17 protein-coding genes are annotated in these 15,431 nt (G+C 60.6%); 9 read left to right on the top strand and 8 right to left on the bottom strand.

Annotated features, from left to right (window positions below; genetic code table 11):
• Positions 1–51 precede the first annotated feature (51 nt).
• Positions 52–1,365, top strand: a complete 1,314-nt coding sequence (locus O4G74_RS14240) for a sensor histidine kinase (RefSeq protein ID WP_269403229.1) — start codon at positions 52–54, stop codon at positions 1,363–1,365.
• Here O4G74_RS14240 and O4G74_RS14235 read toward each other — a convergent pair.
• Together O4G74_RS14235 and lgt are read right to left on the bottom strand one after the other, a co-directional pair.
• The gene (locus tag O4G74_RS14235; protein ID WP_269403228.1) at positions 1,362–2,411 is read right to left on the bottom strand and encodes a class I SAM-dependent methyltransferase; all 1,050 of its coding nucleotides are present in this window, start codon (positions 2,409–2,411) and stop codon (positions 1,362–1,364) included. The genes O4G74_RS14240 and O4G74_RS14235 overlap by 4 nt on opposite strands.
• Positions 2,408–3,355 (bottom strand): prolipoprotein diacylglyceryl transferase, encoded by a 948-nt coding sequence (gene lgt / locus O4G74_RS14230; RefSeq protein ID WP_269403227.1) that lies wholly within the window; start codon positions 3,353–3,355, stop codon positions 2,408–2,410. Before lgt ends, O4G74_RS14235 begins: the two co-directional genes overlap by 4 nt.
• Positions 3,356–3,443: 88 nt before the next feature.
• On the opposite strand from lgt, the gene O4G74_RS14225 reads away from it, so the two are divergent.
• Entirely contained in the window at positions 3,444–3,683 is a 240-nt protein-coding gene (locus tag O4G74_RS14225) for an accessory factor UbiK family protein (protein WP_119454977.1), read from the top strand.
• A gap of 4 nt (positions 3,684–3,687) precedes the next feature.
• On the opposite strand, the gene modC is transcribed toward O4G74_RS14225, so the two are convergent.
• Genes modC through modA form a run of 3 tightly spaced genes read right to left on the bottom strand, consistent with a single transcriptional unit; the run spans position 3,688 to position 6,202 of the window.
• Complete coding sequence (gene modC / locus O4G74_RS14220; protein WP_269403226.1) at positions 3,688–4,788, bottom strand: molybdenum ABC transporter ATP-binding protein; 1,101 nt, start codon at positions 4,786–4,788, stop codon at positions 3,688–3,690.
• Positions 4,778–5,449 (bottom strand): molybdate ABC transporter permease subunit, encoded by a 672-nt coding sequence (gene modB, locus O4G74_RS14215; RefSeq protein WP_269403225.1) that lies wholly within the window; start codon positions 5,447–5,449, stop codon positions 4,778–4,780. Before modB ends, modC begins: the two co-directional genes overlap by 11 nt.
• A 6-nt stretch (positions 5,450–5,455) precedes the next feature.
• Entirely contained in the window at positions 5,456–6,202 is a 747-nt protein-coding gene (gene modA, locus O4G74_RS14210) for a molybdate ABC transporter substrate-binding protein (protein ID WP_269403224.1), read from the bottom strand.
• 257 nt (positions 6,203–6,459) lie between these two features.
• Between modA and O4G74_RS14205 the strand changes: the two genes are divergently transcribed.
• Genes O4G74_RS14205 through O4G74_RS14195 form a run of 3 tightly spaced genes read left to right on the top strand, consistent with a single transcriptional unit; the run spans position 6,460 to position 8,413 of the window.
• Entirely contained in the window at positions 6,460–6,963 is a 504-nt protein-coding gene (locus tag O4G74_RS14205; RefSeq protein ID WP_269403223.1) for a YbjN domain-containing protein, read from the top strand.
• Positions 6,950–7,756, top strand: coding sequence for a pyrroline-5-carboxylate reductase (proC, locus tag O4G74_RS14200; protein WP_269403222.1), 807 nt, complete (start codon positions 6,950–6,952; stop codon positions 7,754–7,756). The genes O4G74_RS14205 and proC overlap by 14 nt, the downstream gene beginning before the upstream one ends.
• A 3-nt stretch (positions 7,757–7,759) precedes the next feature.
• Positions 7,760–8,413, top strand: coding sequence for a TetR/AcrR family transcriptional regulator (locus tag O4G74_RS14195; protein ID WP_269403221.1), 654 nt, complete (start codon positions 7,760–7,762; stop codon positions 8,411–8,413).
• Between the two features lie 33 nt (positions 8,414–8,446).
• Here the strand turns inward: O4G74_RS14195 and O4G74_RS14190 are convergent, their stop codons facing one another.
• Positions 8,447–9,124 carry a hypothetical protein gene (locus O4G74_RS14190; protein WP_269403220.1) on the bottom strand — a complete coding sequence of 226 codons (678 nt, stop codon included), beginning with the start codon at positions 9,122–9,124 and terminating at the stop codon, positions 8,447–8,449.
• Positions 9,125–9,190: 66 nt separating this feature from the next.
• Here O4G74_RS14190 and pgeF point away from each other — a divergent pair, with 66 nt between their 5' ends.
• The 3 genes from pgeF to O4G74_RS14175 all read left to right on the top strand — a co-directional run bounded on the left by pgeF (position 9,191) and on the right by O4G74_RS14175 (position 12,559).
• Positions 9,191–9,970, top strand: coding sequence for a peptidoglycan editing factor PgeF (pgeF, locus tag O4G74_RS14185; protein WP_269403219.1), 780 nt, complete (start codon positions 9,191–9,193; stop codon positions 9,968–9,970).
• A 165-nt stretch (positions 9,971–10,135) separates the two neighbouring features.
• Positions 10,136–11,068: a ribose-phosphate pyrophosphokinase gene (locus tag O4G74_RS14180; RefSeq protein ID WP_119378646.1), complete on the top strand. Its 933-nt coding sequence runs from the start codon at positions 10,136–10,138 to the stop codon at positions 11,066–11,068.
• 93 nt (positions 11,069–11,161) lie between these two features.
• Positions 11,162–12,559 carry an NAD-dependent succinate-semialdehyde dehydrogenase gene (locus O4G74_RS14175; protein ID WP_269403218.1) on the top strand — a complete coding sequence of 466 codons (1,398 nt, stop codon included), beginning with the start codon at positions 11,162–11,164 and terminating at the stop codon, positions 12,557–12,559.
• A gap of 73 nt (positions 12,560–12,632) precedes the next feature.
• On the opposite strand, the gene O4G74_RS14170 is transcribed toward O4G74_RS14175, so the two are convergent.
• Both O4G74_RS14170 and O4G74_RS14165 read right to left on the bottom strand, forming a co-directional pair.
• The gene (locus tag O4G74_RS14170; protein ID WP_269403217.1) at positions 12,633–14,021 is read right to left on the bottom strand and encodes a M23/M56 family metallopeptidase; all 1,389 of its coding nucleotides are present in this window, start codon (positions 14,019–14,021) and stop codon (positions 12,633–12,635) included.
• The gene (locus tag O4G74_RS14165; protein ID WP_269403216.1) at positions 14,018–14,419 is read right to left on the bottom strand and encodes a BlaI/MecI/CopY family transcriptional regulator; all 402 of its coding nucleotides are present in this window, start codon (positions 14,417–14,419) and stop codon (positions 14,018–14,020) included. Before O4G74_RS14165 ends, O4G74_RS14170 begins: the two co-directional genes overlap by 4 nt.
• A gap of 201 nt (positions 14,420–14,620) precedes the next feature.
• Here O4G74_RS14165 and O4G74_RS14160 point away from each other — a divergent pair, with 201 nt between their 5' ends.
• Positions 14,621–15,307 (top strand): 50S ribosomal protein L25/general stress protein Ctc, encoded by a 687-nt coding sequence (locus O4G74_RS14160; protein ID WP_269403215.1) that lies wholly within the window; start codon positions 14,621–14,623, stop codon positions 15,305–15,307.
• The last annotated feature ends 124 nt before the right edge of the window (positions 15,308–15,431 follow it).

The following is a 15,431-nucleotide window of genomic DNA, read 5'->3' as shown; positions in this document are numbered from 1 at the left end:
GGAAAACTGCCGCTTTGCCAAACCACCGCTTGCCACTAAGGCTTGCAGCTGATGCCCCGCCTCGTTCGCCTCCGCCTTAGAGATTTCACCCCGCGCGGGCTCTATCCGCGATCGGTGCTGATGGTGATCCTTCCGGTGATCCTGTTGCTGAGCGCCGTGACCTACATATTCTATGACAGTCACTGGAGACACACCTCCCGTAAGCTGAGCCAGACCATGGCGAGCGAAATCGAATTCATGGTCGGTCTTCGGGGCCGGTATCCCGGCCAGTTCGACATGCTGCGCGATGACGCCCGCCAAGCCATGCAGCTCGATGTCGTGGTGCTCGAGAATGCAGAACTCCCTACAGAGCAGAAAGAGCTCTTCTTCTCGGCGCTCGACGATATCCTGTCGCGTGAACTGGAAGTCTCTCTGGAGCAGCCCTTCTGGTTCGACATATCCGGCTATGGCGAGACCGTGGAGATCCGTGTCCAGGACGGCGACGACGTGCTACGCTTTCTCGCCGAGCGCGACAGGACCTTTTCGACAACCGGCCACATCTTCATCGTCTGGGTCATCGGCGCGACAGGCATCCTCATCGCACTCGCCCTCGGCTTCCTGCGCAACCAGGTCCGCTCCATCCTGAAGCTGACCGAAGCGGCAAAGGCGTATGGCCGGGGCCGGGATGCCGGCAATTACCGCCCCTCCGGCGCAACCGAAATCCGCGACGCCGCCCGCGCTGTGATGGATATGCGCACACGCCTTACGACCTTTGCGGAAGAGCGCACGACTATGCTAGCCGGCATCAGCCATGACCTGCGCACGCCGCTAACAAGGCTGAAGCTTCAGCTCGCGATGATGGACGATACGCAGGAAATCAGGGAGGCCCGTCAGGACCTTCAGGAAATGTCGGTCATGCTGGACGAATACCTCGCTTTCGCAAGCGGCAAGGAGGGCGAACAGTCTGCCACATTCCGGTTCGATGAGCTGGTCGCCGAAATCATTTCCGCCCTTGGCGGACAAACCCATATCCGCGCCACAGCACCTGTCACGATCATCGCGCGGCAGGGCCTGATCCGCCGTGCCGTCTCTAATCTTATCTCAAACGCGCAAGGCTTTGCCGACAAGGTGGAAGTGGAAGTCATCGAAGGTCCACACATGGTCGAACTGATTGTCGATGATGACGGCCCCGGCATCCCGGAAGACAAGCGCGAAGAAGCCTTCAAGCCTTTCCACCGCCTAGATGACTCACGGAACCAGAATGTGCCCGGCACCGGCCTAGGCCTTTCCATCGCGCGTGACACGGCCCGCCAGCATGGCGGCGATATCCGGCTTGAAGAAAGTCCGCTTGGCGGCCTGCGCGTGCGCCTGCGCCTACCTGCCTAGAAACCTGCTGGCGGTGGCATGCCCGGCGCGCTGAGGCATATCACCTTGAACCGGCTGCCCAGCTCGTCTGGATCGACGAGCCGCTTCACGCCTTCGTAGATCTGCTCGGCGCGGTCTGGATTGGCCTTGATAAGCGCCTGCATGCGCGCTTCTGCGCCCAGCGCCATAAGGAACGGCCCCTGCTCAACCGGGCCAGACACTTTAAGTCCGCGCTTCTCTGCCAGACGCGCCAATCGCGCAAAATCGACATCGACGGTGAGGTCGCTTTCGCCTGGCATGTCCAGAGGCCCGACCTGCGCCCCATTCTTGAAGGCACGCAGCGTATCGCCGGGCGCATTGCCTGCAGGCCCGTAATCGATCAGCAGCGCCCGTCCCGGCGCGCGGACAAACGCGTTCGCCAGTGTCTCGCAGAGTGTATCCAGCGCCGGTTGCACTTCGATGGAGGTCTGGCCGTCTGCTGGCTCTCCCGACAGTTTCTCCACATTGTCCGTTGCAAGGCCAAAAGTGAGATCGCCCTCATCGGTCAGGCCAACGACACGCTCCAGCCAGCCTTCCCCGCCCTGCACAAACTGGCGCGCAGGCAGGCAGTCCAGCCACTCATTCGCAACCAGCAGGAAAGGCCGCTCGCCCAGCGTCTCGAACGCGCCAAGGAAGTCGGGATGAAACTCAGAGAGTCTCGCTTTCTGGGCGGCCGCATAGACCGGGCTTGCCTCGCTGATAGACAGGCGAAAACGCTCACCCCCGCCGACGCTGGCGATCGCCCGCATCATGTCGTCCATCATCGTGCCGCGGCCCGCGCCGACCTCAATCAGGTCGAACGGATCTGGCCCGCCAAGCGCCTGCCATTCATGCAAGCTCCACAGGCCAAGCAGTTCACCGAAAACCTGGCTGATCTCTGGCGCGGTAATGAAGTCGCGGCCTATGCCTGGACGCGTGGCGTAATAGCCAAATTCCGGGTCATGCAGGCAGGTATTCATATAGGCGGACACTGGCAGCGGCCCGCCTGCCTCGATCAGCGTCTTCAGCTTTGCCTTCAGTCCCGTCATGCCCTCGCGGCGCCGGCCGGTGGTTTGCTGAGGCCGTGCCAGACCAGATATGCCCCGCCGATCCACATGGGCAGCGACAGCAACTGTCCCATCGTGATGAAGTCAGGCAGCACGCCCATGGTGAAGCTATCAGGCTCACGGAACTGTTCGGAAATCGATCGGCCAGCCGCGTAAAAGAGCAGGAACATGCCAGCCGCGAGGCCGCGCCGCTTCAGGAGATCGAATTTCCAGATGAGGAATGAGATGACAAGAAACGGCAGCAAACCCTCAAGGACGGCCTCGTAGAGCTGGCTTGGATGGCGCGGCATTTCTGGCTCGCACAGTCGGAAAGCCGGGTTCTGGTCGCGGCAATAGATCCACTCATCGGACTGCCAGTCATAGGCTGATGGCGTCCCGCCCGTATTTGCTTCCGGGAAGACCATGCCGACCGACGCATTGGTATGGCGGCCATACAGCTCAGCATTGATGAAGTTCGCACAGCGCCCGAAGAAAATGCCTATTGGCGCGACCGCGCCTGCAATGTCGGCAAGTGGCAGCAGCTTCACGCCGCGCATCTTGGCCGAAATCAGAATGGCAATTGCAACACCGAGCAGGCCGCCATGGAAGGACATGCCACCTTCCCAGATGCGCAGCAGGCTCCACGGATCACGCTGCACCGTCTCGAACTGGAAGGGCAGCTGATAGAAGAGGATGTAGCCAATGCGCCCGCCAAGGATGACGCCCAGCGTCACATAGAACAGGATATCATCGATATCGTCTGGCGTTGCCGGGCTCGCGCCGCCCCAGAGGCGTTCGCGCTTCACAAGCATCACGGCATAGCGCCAACCAATGACGAGACCCGCAATGTAGGCGAGGGCATACCAGCGGATCGGAAAGCTGCCGATTTCGACGAGCGCCGGATTGAACTCCGGAAAACTGAGCGCTGCTGTATAGAGTGCGTGCATTGGCTGCCTTTTCCCGTCGCGCGGCGTCGCCTATCTGTAGACCGATACCGGCTAGTCTCTCCCCTTAGTCGCGGCAAGGAGTAACCGCATGGCCAATACAAATCCACTGCTTGATGACCTCGCAGGCCTCATGACAGGCGCCATGGGCGCAGCCCGCTCTGCAGGCGAAGAAGCGCGCACCGCCGTTCAGTCGCGTGTGCGCGAATTTATCGCCGACATGGACCTCGTCGAGCGTGACGAAGTCGAAGCCCTCCGGGCTATCGCGATCAGCGCACTTGAGAAAGTCGAGGCGCTCGAAGCACGCGTCGAAGCACTCGAAAAGAAGTAGCTTTTTAGCGAAAATCACCGGCCAGGCGGACGCTCTTCATCAGGGCGAACACCTGCTGGCCGGTTTCAAGCTTCAGCTCTGACAGGGCATGGCGCGTGATCTGCGCGCGGATCAGCTCACTGCCAATCGTGAGATCGACGAGCGCGTCGGCTGCCGCATCACTTGAGACAATACGGCCAACGCGGGCAGGTAGAACATTCCGGATAGACATCGGCCCCGGGCGCTCCACGGCGATCGCGACATCGCGCGCATCGATGAAAAGCCGGAGTTTTTCAGCCTCACGCGCCCCCGGCGCAGTGGGCAGGAGAAGGGTTTCGCCACCCGCCTCCAGCGCCATCAGACCGCTATCGGTATCAATCCGGGTAACTGTCGCTTCGATCAAGGACGCAGGCCCGGCACCTTCGGAGAGCGGCCCAAGATCAAGGCTCCTGCCTATCTCGCCGACAGGGCCGTTCGCCAGCACCCGCCCGGCCTCCATCACGACGATCGCCGATGCCAGCGCCGCCACTTCTTCCAGGTCATGGCTGACATAGAGGACGGGGCAGCCGGAGTGCTCTGGCAGGCTTTTGAGAAATGGCAGGATGTCCCGACGTGCAGCCCTGTCGAGGCCAGTCAACGGCTCATCAAGCAACATGAGGTCAGGACACGAAAGAACCGCCCGCGCCAGTGCCACTCGCCTGCTTTCGCCGCCGGATAGAGACACCGCGCGGCGCTCCAGCAGTCCGTCTATGCCGAAGGCAGCAATCGCTGCATCCACGTCCGGGCTCCGCCCCGCTTTGCGCGCCCGCTTCGCCGCAAAATCGAGATTGCCCTGCACATCTAGGTGACTGAAGAGGCGCGCATCCTGAAACACATAAGCGACGGCACGCCGATGCGCTGCAACGTAAACTCCCGCGGCGCGGTCTTGCCAGACAGTCTCTCCAAAGCTGATACGGCCCTCGCTCGCGGTCTCCAGTCCGGCAATTGCCCTCAACAGGGTCGTCTTGCCGCTGCCGCTCGGCCCGAACACTGCCGTCACACCTTCCAGCGCCAAGTCTTCGCGCACCTTCAGGCCGAACGTCTCACGGGCAAGCGCAATGTCGAGAGAGAGGCGATCAGCTGACACGGAGACGGTAGCTCCTGTTCAGGGCATAGACACCGACCAGCGTCACGAAGGAAAACACGAGTAGGCCCGCAGAGAGGATATGCGCCTCGGCGTACTCAACGGACTCCACATGCTCGTAGATCGCGATGGAAATGACCCGCGTGCGCTCAGGGATGTTGCCGCCCACCATCAGCACGACACCAAACTCTCCGATCGTATGTGCAAAGGTCAGCACGCAGGCCGTCAGGATGCCCCGCGCCGATTGCGGCAGCAGGACATTCCAGACGGCGTCCAGCCTCGACGCCCGCAGCGTCGCCGCCGCCTCCATTGGGCCGCGCCCTACGGCCTCAAACGCTGATTGGAGCGGCTGCACCATGAAGGGCAGTGAATAGATGGCAGACGCAAACACCAGCCCTGAAAACGAAAAGCTGAGTGTCCCGCCCGTCAGGCTGACCCATGCCGCACCGAGCGGCGCAGACGGGTTCATCAGGATCAGAAGGTAAAAGCCGATCACGGTCGGTGGCAGAACAAGCGGCAGAGCCGTCACGGCCTCCACCACCGGCTTCAGACGGGCCTGCGTTGTCGCAAGCCAATAGGCCAGCGGCACGCCGATCACGAGAAGGATACCCGTCGTGACCGCCGCGAGATGCAGGCTGAGCAGGACCGGCCCAAGATCAGGCATCACAGGTCAGCCTTCCTCATAACCATGGTCGCGCATGATGGAGAGCGCCTTGTCGCTTCGAAGGAAGGCGATGAATTGCAATGCGGCTTCATTGCCTGCCGCTCGCTGCATCAGGACCACATCCTGCCGGATCGGCGCGTGGAGATCGCCGGGGACTTCCCAGACGCCGCCCTGCCCATCCGCAGCACCTTTCACCAGTTGCGACGCCGCCACAAAGCCCATCTCCGCATTGCCGCTGGCGACAAGTGCATAGGCCTGGCCGATATTCTGACCGTAGACGATCCGGTCTGACAGGGAATCCGCAAGATCGAGAGAAACCAGCGTCTCCTCGGCAGCTGCGCCATACGGTGCAAGCGCCGGATTGGCCAGCGCCAGCGCGCGATAGCTCCCGTCCCGCAGTTCGTCCGCCCCATCGAAATCAGGCGTCTGCGACGCTGGCATCCACAGGACCAGGCGCCCGGTCGCATAGGTGAACTGCGTCCCCTCCAAACCGTTTCCTGCATCAACAAGTCGGCGAGGGCGATCCGTGTCGGCGGCGAGGAAGATATCGAAGGGCGCACCATTCTCGATCTGCGAGTAGAGCTGGCCGGTCGATCCTGACGACAGAGTGACCTCAAGGGCAGTTTCGGCCTCGAACTCAGCTTCGAGCACCTTCGCAGTGTCAAGGAAATTGGTGGCGACCGCGACCATGACATCGCCCTGATGTGCCTGCCCGCAGCCCGCGATCAGGGCCAGAGGCAGTGCGACCGCCATTCCGGCACGTCTGATCCAGAGCAATCTCGACATTTCAACCGTCTACCACCCTGCATATCGGTCAGCAACGCATACAGATCGAGCAACCCAACGCCTATTCTGTATAGCTGTGCTCACCAATTGAAACGGCTCCTCAGGCGTGCGAATGATTGCGAAGGCTTCCACAAATGAAATTTGAAGTCAGGTTGCAGGGGCGCTGCCCCGTGTTACCGTTCGACCAGTGGCGGCCTGCCACGCTGATTCGGAGGAAATCGCCGATGAGCCTCAATCTCGAACAAAGCTATAATATGGATGGCGACCCGCTCGACATGGTTGAAGTGTGTCTGGAGCACGCAGGCTGGGAACACCAGCGCGAAGACGACGCTGCCATTCAGTGCATCGCCCAGACACGTTGGGGTGAGATGGGCGCGCTCATCGCATCGCGCCGTGAGCCGCCTGCCCTCCACTTCACGATCACGCTGGACCTGAAGCCGACCGCCGCCCGCTCGAACGCCATCGCCAAGCTGGTGCTGATGGCAAATGAGCGCCTCTGGCTCGGTCATTTCGACTATTGGATCGAAGACAGCGTCCTTCTTTTCCGCCATACGCTGCCGCTACTCGACCGCGTCGAACCGGAAGCCGGCGAAATCCGCGCCGTGATGGCAGCTGCCACCGATGCGGTGAACATGTTCGTTCCTGCTTTCAACTTTGTCATCTGGGCCGGCAAGACCCCAGAAGAGGCCATCGACGCAGCGATGTTCGAAACCGATGGCGAGGCCTGAGCCGGGCCTTACGCTTGTCGGCGGTGGTCGCATGGGCTCCGCGCTCGCAGGCGGCTGGATCAAATCGGGCTATGCAGGCCCGATAGCCGTTTTGACGCCAAGGCCATCCGACCTGCTCAGGTCTTGGGAAAATGACGGCAAGATCCGCCTTAATCCTGAATCAGCTACGGCCAGCACACTTGTCATCGCCGTGAAGCCGCAGGTTTTCCCGAAAATTCTCGATGAACTTCGCACCATGGTCGGGCCGGACACGCTTGTCCTGTCGGTTATGGCTGGCATCACGCTGTCATCACTCGCCGACAAGCTCGGCACGTCCCGTGTGGCTCGCGCCATGCCCAACACGCCCGGCCTTGTTGGCGAAGGCATGACCCTTCTTTGTATGCCGGAAGGCGCAGCAGATGACGATACGGCCTACCTGCAGGAACTTCTGACACCTCTTGGCGCCGTTGAAGGCCCGCTTGGCGAGAACCAGATTTCGGCTGCGACGGCCCTCTCCGGTTGTGGCCCGGCCTATGCTTTCCTGCTCGCCGAAGTCATGGCCGCCGCTGGTGTCGCTCATGGACTTGATGAGGCCCTTGCCCTCCGTCTTGCCCAGAAAACCGTACAGGGCGCAGGCGCACTCATGATGGACAGCGATGAGCCGCCATCCACGCTGCGTGAAAACGTTACCTCGCCCGGCGGTGTCACCAAGGCAGCGCTCGACGTCTTGATGCGCGACGGGGCCATGCCATCTCTGATGAAGGAGGCGGTCGCAGAAGCTATCCGGCGCGACCGCGAGCTTTCAGGAGACTGACACATGAGCGATGCGCGCAAGGACCTACTCAACAAGGGCGTTGAGGCCGCGCTCGAACTCGCAAAGACGATCGACTGGCGCGACCTCACCCTAAGCGCAATCGCAGAGCGCGCTGGCCTTTCGCTGAAGGATTTTCACGGCGTCGCTGACAAGGCGAAGATCTCCGACGCTGTCGAAGCCTGGCTCGACGATGCGATGAGCGAAGGCTCCACCAACGAGGATGAGACACCGCGCACGCGGCTTTTCGATGTCATCATGATGCGTTTCGACAGGATGGAGGAGCACCGCGAGGCGATGCTGTCCCTGATCGAATGGCGCCAGACCCAGCCTGCCCGCCTGCTGAACCTCATCGCCGCCAGACACACCACTGCCAGCTGGGCGCTATCCTGCTCTGGCCTTGATGGCTCAGGCGACTTTCCAAAACCCATCCGCACCACGGCGATCGCCTGGGCGCTGGCGCAGGCAGAGATTGCCTGGCGCAAGGAAGACAGCGCCGACATGTCTCGCACCATGGCAAAGCTCGACGGCGAACTTCGGAAGATGGAAGAACGCGCCGGCTGGATCACATCGCGCTTCTCAGGCCGCAAATCCGGCACCGGCGAAAAGCCGGAAGCCACCACTGGCCATGAGCCGACAACCGAACATCAGCCGAGCTAAGGCTTGGTGCGCAGAAGATACGAATTCTGCGGGCTACCTAAGCTCGTATAAGTCTGCGAGCCTTTGCATCTCGCCAATCAATTCGCGGACCCAGTCGGAATCTGGCCCCCAGCAATCGAGGAACACGTATTCAGATTGGGACGCGTATTCGACTAACGCCGTCGTGCCGTCACGGCCAAACGATTGGCAGTCTTTGTCTTTGGCATGCCGGAAACGACCTAAATCCAGCGTCGAGCGCAAACGTTGCAATTCGTCATCTTGCAAAACGCGCTGGTGGACTGATTTACGCTGATCACCGTAAAAGTAGGTCATCGACACAACCACCCCGGAAAGCGCAAGCCGATAGTTGCCTCCTTGAGGGTTGCCGAGGGAAGTCCAAACTCCCAGGCGCCAGATCTCAGTGTCTGCGTCGCTCGTCGTTCGCGAATAATCATAAAGACTGGGTTCGTCGTATCTTCGCCACCTTCCTCCGATAATCTCTACTCCAGCGGGATGGAGACCCTCAGGTATTTGATATCCCTCACTGTCGAGCCGTTCGAAGAACTTCTCCCAACTTTCGTTGGGCAAGGGTTGGGGGGCCTCTTCATCCGGACGCAAATCGGCCGGATCGAAATATTCGGCGTTCGTTTCAGGAGGCCCGTTCATGTGCTGGGCCATTGCCAAGCAGGGCACACTGGCGGCACACATCAAAGCACAGACTACTCGGAACATTGCTAGGCTCCTTACCTCACCGAGCATTGAGCACCTCTTTTCAGACTATCCACGATTGTAAGTTAAATGGCTACCATCCCTCACGTCCTCGCGCCCCGGCTTGCCGGAATGAACGGCATCAAGCACGGCTTTTTTGGTCGTCAGGGAGGCACGTCCGAAGGCATCTATGACAGTCTAAACCTCGGCATCGGCTCTGAGGACAAACCGAAAGCCGTGATGCGCAACAGGCGTCTGGTTTCAGATCTGATCGGCACGCGCGAAGTCGATCACATGCTGTCCTGCTATCAGGTCCATTCTGACCGCGCGATCCTGGCCACGATGCCCTGGGGCCCGGACCGCCCGCAGGCCGATGGCATGGTCACGAACCTTCCCTGCATCGCGCTCTGCATCCTGACCGCCGACTGTGTGCCTGTCCTCTTTGCTGACAGGAAAGCGAGCGTCATCGGCGCATGCCATGCTGGCTGGAAAGGCGCGCTTGCCGGTATCTGCGAAGCGACCATCGCAAAGATGGAAGAGACCGGCGCGAACCGCAAAGACATCTACGCCGCGGTCGGGCCATGCATTGGCCAGAAGAGCTATGAGGTCGGCCCGGAATTTCGCGATGAAATCCTCAGCGGCGCTCCATGGGCGGGCAACCTGTTCCATCCGGGCGAAGGTGACCGCTTCCACTTCAATATCGAAACCTTCGTGAAGAACCGCCTCGTCAAGGCGGGCCTCGCTTTCGTCGAGGTTATCGGACACGACACGTGCGAGCTGGAAGACATGTACTTCTCCAATCGCCGCCGCAATCACTTCGGCGAACCTGACTATGGCCGTCAGGGCTCAGTGATTATGCTGGAGGGGTAGAGGAGCCCCGCCAACGGCCTCGCCCTCCGACAAGCTCAGACTGAAGCAGCTATTATTTGAGCTTAGCGACGAAGCCGGGCCAAAACCTGCACCCTTATTCTTGCGACTCTGCCTCTCGTGCGTCACAAGCACCCGAAACTGATCTCAAGGGAAGGCAGCCCCGCGATGAAACTCATTACCTGCAATGCAAACCGTCCCCTGGCCGAGGCAATTGCCGACCATCTGGACTGCCCTCTCTCCAAGGCGGAGATCAAGAATTTCGCCGATGATGAGATCTTTGTCCGGATTAATGAAAATGTCCGCGGCGAAGACGTCTTCCTGATCCAGTCCACATCGAAGCCAGCCAATGACAACCTCATGGAGCTGCTGATCGCCATCGACGCGCTGGCCCGCGCGTCGGCAGAGCGGATCACGGCTGTCATCCCCTATTTCGGCTATGCCCGTCAGGATCGCAAAACAGACGGCCGCACACCGATTTCGGCCAAGCTGGTCGCAAACCTGATCTCGACCGCAGGCGCCGACCGCGTTCTGACCATGGACCTTCATGCTGGTCAGATCCAAGGCTTCTTCGATGTGCCGACTGACAACCTCGTCGCCATGCCGGTCATCGAGAATGATATCCGCATGACGCATAATGGCGCTGACCTCATGGTCGTCTCGCCTGACGTTGGCGGCGTGGTCCGCGCACGTAACCTTGCGAACCGTCTCGGCTGCGACCTTGCCATTGTCGACAAGCGCCGCCCGGAAGCGGGTAAATCCGAAGTCATGAACATCATCGGTGACGTGACCGGCCGCCGCTGCATCCTGGTCGATGACATCTGCGACTCCGGCGGCACACTTGTGAACGCGGCAGCTGCGCTGAAAGACTCCGGCGCTGTCGGCGTCAGCGCCTATGTCACGCATGGCGTGCTGTCGAACAATGCCGTCAAGCGGATCGAAGGCTCCGTCATGGACGAGATCGTGATCTGCGATACGATCCGCCCGACGGAGGAAGACTTCCAGTCCGACAGCCTGCGCGTCCTTTCCGTGGCCCCGCTCCTCGGCGAAGCGATCCGCCGCATCGCGAACAATGAGAGTGTCTCGAAACTCTTCGACTGATCTTTAATGTCGCACCGCCTGCCTTTGCAGGAACGCCAGTCTCTCCTTCGTGTTGGTTAGATAACTTATCCAGCAAGTAGGAAGGGCCAAGAAATGGCTGACAGTCAGAGACTGGGCGACATGCTCACGACTATTAATCCGGCGACGGGCGAAGAGCTCGAGCGCTACCCCCTCATGACCGACCGCGAATATGAAACCGCGATCGAACAATGCCATGAAGCATTCCTGAACTGGCGCCATGAAGCACCGGAAAAGCGCGCCGAAATCATCAAGAAAATTGGCGAAGGCCTGAAGGCCAAAAAGTCCGAGCTCTCCAAGCTGATGACGGACGAGATGGGCAAGCTCGTCAAACAGGGCGAGGCAGAGATCGACCTCTGCGTCGGCATCTGTGACTGGACCGCAAAGAACGGCCCGAAGGAATTGCAGAGCGAAGAACGCGAGCTGCCAAACGGCAACAAGGGCGTCATCGCCTATTCGCCAATCGGCGTCATCTACGGCATCCAGCCCTGGAATTTCCCGGCCTACCAGGTCATCCGCTACGCTATCGCCAACCTGATGGCCGGTAATGGCGTCCTCCTCAAGCACGCTGAATCGGTGACCGGCTCGGCGCTGATGCTGCAGGAAATATTCGAGGATGCTGGCCTGCCAACGAACCTCTTCTCGGTCCTCCGGATCAGCCACGACCAGTCAGACAAGGTCATTGAGAACAAGCTTGTGCGCGGTGTGACGCTGACGGGCAGCTCAGGCGCCGGCAAGATCGTCGCAAAAAAAGCTGGTGAGCAGCTGAAGAAAACCGTTCTCGAGCTAGGCTCGAATGACGCCTACATCGTGCTTGAAGACGCCGACATGGAACAGGCCGTCAAGCAGTGCGTCACCGGCCGCGTCTTCAACAATGGCGAGACATGTGTCGCCGCCAAGCGCTTCATCGTCGTCGACGCCGTCTATGACAAGTTCCGTGACGCCTTCGTCGAGGCCATGAAGAATGTGAAGATGGGCGATCCGTCGAAGAATGAAGGCGACATCGGCCCGATGGCCCGCGAAGACCTTCGCGATGACCTCCATGAGCAGGTCGAGAAGAGCGTGGAGAACGGTGCCAAGATCCTCTGCGGCGGTGAGAAGCCTGACCAGAAGGGCTGGTGGTATCCTGCGACAGTCCTCGACAATGTCGAACCTGGCCAACCTGCCTATGATGATGAGCTGTTTGGCCCTGTCGCCTCGCTCATCCGTGCCAGGGATGCCGAAGATGCAATGCGCATTGCCAATGACAGCCGGTTTGGCCTCGGCGGCGGCATCTTCACCACGGATCGTGAGAAGGGCATCGAACTTGCCGAGAAGTATTTTGACACCGGCATGGTGTTCATCAATGGCTTCGGTCTTGCGCAGCCCAACATGCCCTTTGGCGGTGTGAAAGACTCTGGCTATGGCCGCGAGCACGGCGGCTTCGGCATGAAAGAGTTCGTGAATGCCAAAGCCATCAATGTGATGGGCTAGACGTCCGCCACGCCAACCCAAAAATAGGCCCTGCCAGTCCGGCAGGGCCTATTTTTGTTTACGATGCTCACGGCTAGGGCTTGTAGAGAACGAGCCCGTCAACAGAAGCCGGGTCGAAGCTTTTCATCTCGACCGTCCCGTCCGCGTCAGTTACAGGCCGCCAGTATTCGATGTGAAGATGGGGCCCGGTTGCCCTGCCGCTCGCGCCCAGCAAGCCAACTCTCTCACCAGCGCCAACCGTATCGCCCGTCTCCAGCAGGCGCTCCGATAGCTGGCAATAGATGAGCTTTGAGCCATCTGCGTAGATCACCTCAATCATCTCGCCATAGCCGTCCTTATAGCCAGAGAACCCGATCTCTCCGTCGGCAGGCGAATAGATCGGCGTACCCATCGGCCCCTTGATATCGGTACCCTTATGCATGAGCGCCTCGCCGCTGACCGGGTGAGTGCGCAGGCCGTACTGGCTCGTCACCTTGGCGTTTGCTTCCATAAGCACCGGGTGGCTGTAGGTGATGCTGGAGGCAAGCCCGCTCCCCTGCCCTACGGCGAACGGGGCAGCCGCCAGAGCAAGCAATGCTGCAGCTGAAGCGAGGACGGGCCTCTGACGTTTCTGTTGGCTGTCGAGAATACGGGTCAGTCGCATGGGTAGGCTCCTTTTTGGGGGCAGTATGAAACTTGAAACGGGAAGGTTTCTGACCGGCGCGCTGGATCGGGCCGCGCGGGCCAGCGTCCGGGCATAGCCAATCGGGTCGCCGCTTCGCTCAGCTGCAATCTCATCGCAGACCGCCTCGCGCCAGAAGTCGAGCTCACGCCGCATCGTCCATGCAAAGGGCGAGAACCAGAAGATATCAGCGATGAGCCTTTCGAAGGGGCGCGTGATCAGGTCGCCGCGCTCTTGGTGGACACATTCATGGATGACAACGTGGCGCCGGTCCTCAGCCACCTTCAACGCCTCGGGAATATAAATGGCGGGATTGAAGAACCCTGCGATAAAAGGAGACCCGGCAGGAATGACGCGAAGAGGCGGCGTCTCTCCCGCATCAGTGTCGGGGCTAATCTCCATCATGGTCGACGAAGCTTTCAGTCGGTGCAGCCGCATATGATCGGCAAGCGAAAGACCGGCCCGCACACACCAGCCTGCGAGCAGCACGACAAGCAGCGCCATCTCGGCAGTGGCCCGGTCCGGCCCCGCTATGGCAAAGCGAAGTCCTGTGGACGCGGTCTCAACTGCCTCGGTGAGCGGATAGAAATAGGCGATCTCCGGCAGGCCTTCAGGAAACCGTTTCGGCAGAAAGGAAAGCACGCCGAGGATCACCCAGGGCGCAAGCGAGAGGCAGGCCGCGCCGCGCCAGACCAATTGCGCATACCGGGCGCCAGCATCTTGACCTGTCAGCAACCGGGCCAGGCCAGCGAGGCCACCTGTCCAGACCAGCGAAAGGGAGATGAACCAGACCGCACTCATGACTTGTCGCCTGCCTTGTCGTGGGCGCGCTCTTCGGCTGCATTTATGATGGCGTCGAGTTCGTCGAGCTCTTCGGCCGAGAGGTGAGGGCTATCAGCGAAAAGGGATGCAGGCAGAGGTCCTTTCAGGTCCAGCACCTGGCGCGCAAGCTGGCGCACCATTCCGCCAAGCGTTTCCACACGGTCCAGAACGGCTGCATAGAATGCGGCATTGTCGGGTGCTTCACCTTCGCGCTTTACCCAACCCTTGACCTCCATCCGATTGATCACGGTACGCGTTGTCGAAAGCTGCCAGCCTTGCTCGGGTCCAACCGCTTCATGGATTTCCCGCGCCGTCTGGCGGCCCTTCGCCCAGAGGCGCTTCAGGATGACAAGTTCTGAGGAATTCGGTTTCGACATGGACAGGCCTTACGTTACATTTGTAGTGTCGTTACAACTGTAACGTGATGACGTCAACCCCTGTCAGCTGGCTGGTTGCGAAGGCAGGCCCGCTAGTGTATTGGCCCCAGCTTCAGAAAGGACGGCGCGAGGCCGTACCTGTCAGGCTGTCACTGACCGGCAACAGACCGGCGGCGGACTTCAGGACGAAAGGAAGCAAAAATGGCTGATACACTTAGTTTTAACGTCGAAATCCGTGAGCGCACGGGCAAGGGCGGCGCACGCGAAGCCCGCCGCAATGGCAAGGTGCCAGGCGTTCTTTATGGCGGCGGTGAAAACCCGGTCGCTGTGAACCTGAAGCTCAACGAAGTCATCAAGGGCATCAATTCCGGCCACTTCCTGACCTCGACCGCCAACCTCGTCCACGACGGCAAGAAGCAGCTGGTCATCCCGCAGGCGATCCAGCTCGACCCTGTCTCCGACATGCCGCTTCACGTCGACCTTTACCGCGTGAACGCCAGCCAGGTTATCTCCGTGGAAGTTCCGGTTCACTTCCTCAACGAAGAGGAATCACCTGGCCTGAAGCGCGGCGGCTCACTCAACGTGGTTCGGTTCGCCGTTGAACTGAACGTGCGCGCGGACAGCATTCCGGAAGCACTGGAAGCTGATCTCGCAGGCCTCGACGTCGGCGACAACGTCAAGATCTCCGACATCAAGCTGCCGGAAGGCGCTGAGCCAACCATTACCGACCGCGACTTCACCATCGCGACCATCGTCGGCAAGATGGCTGAAGTTGTCGAAGAAACCGATGAAGAAACCGAAGCCGGCGACGTCGAAGCCATCAACCAGTCCGATGAGGATGGTGAAGGCGACGCAGAAGGCGAAGGCGAAGAAGAATCCAAGGAATAGTCCGCAGACTCGTGGGGGGGGGGGGGGGGGCGGCCCGGGGGGGGGGGGCGGGCGGGCGGGGGGGGGGGGGGGGGGGTGTGGGGGGTGGGGGGGGTTCGGGTGGGGTGGATTGAGGGGGTCGGCG

This window comes from Henriciella marina, from assembly GCF_027213945.1.
Taxonomy (GTDB): Bacteria; Pseudomonadota; Alphaproteobacteria; order Caulobacterales; family Hyphomonadaceae; genus Henriciella; species Henriciella marina_A.
The sequence above is the reverse complement of the archived record's forward strand: the minus strand, read 5'-3'. Positions and strand labels throughout refer to the sequence as shown.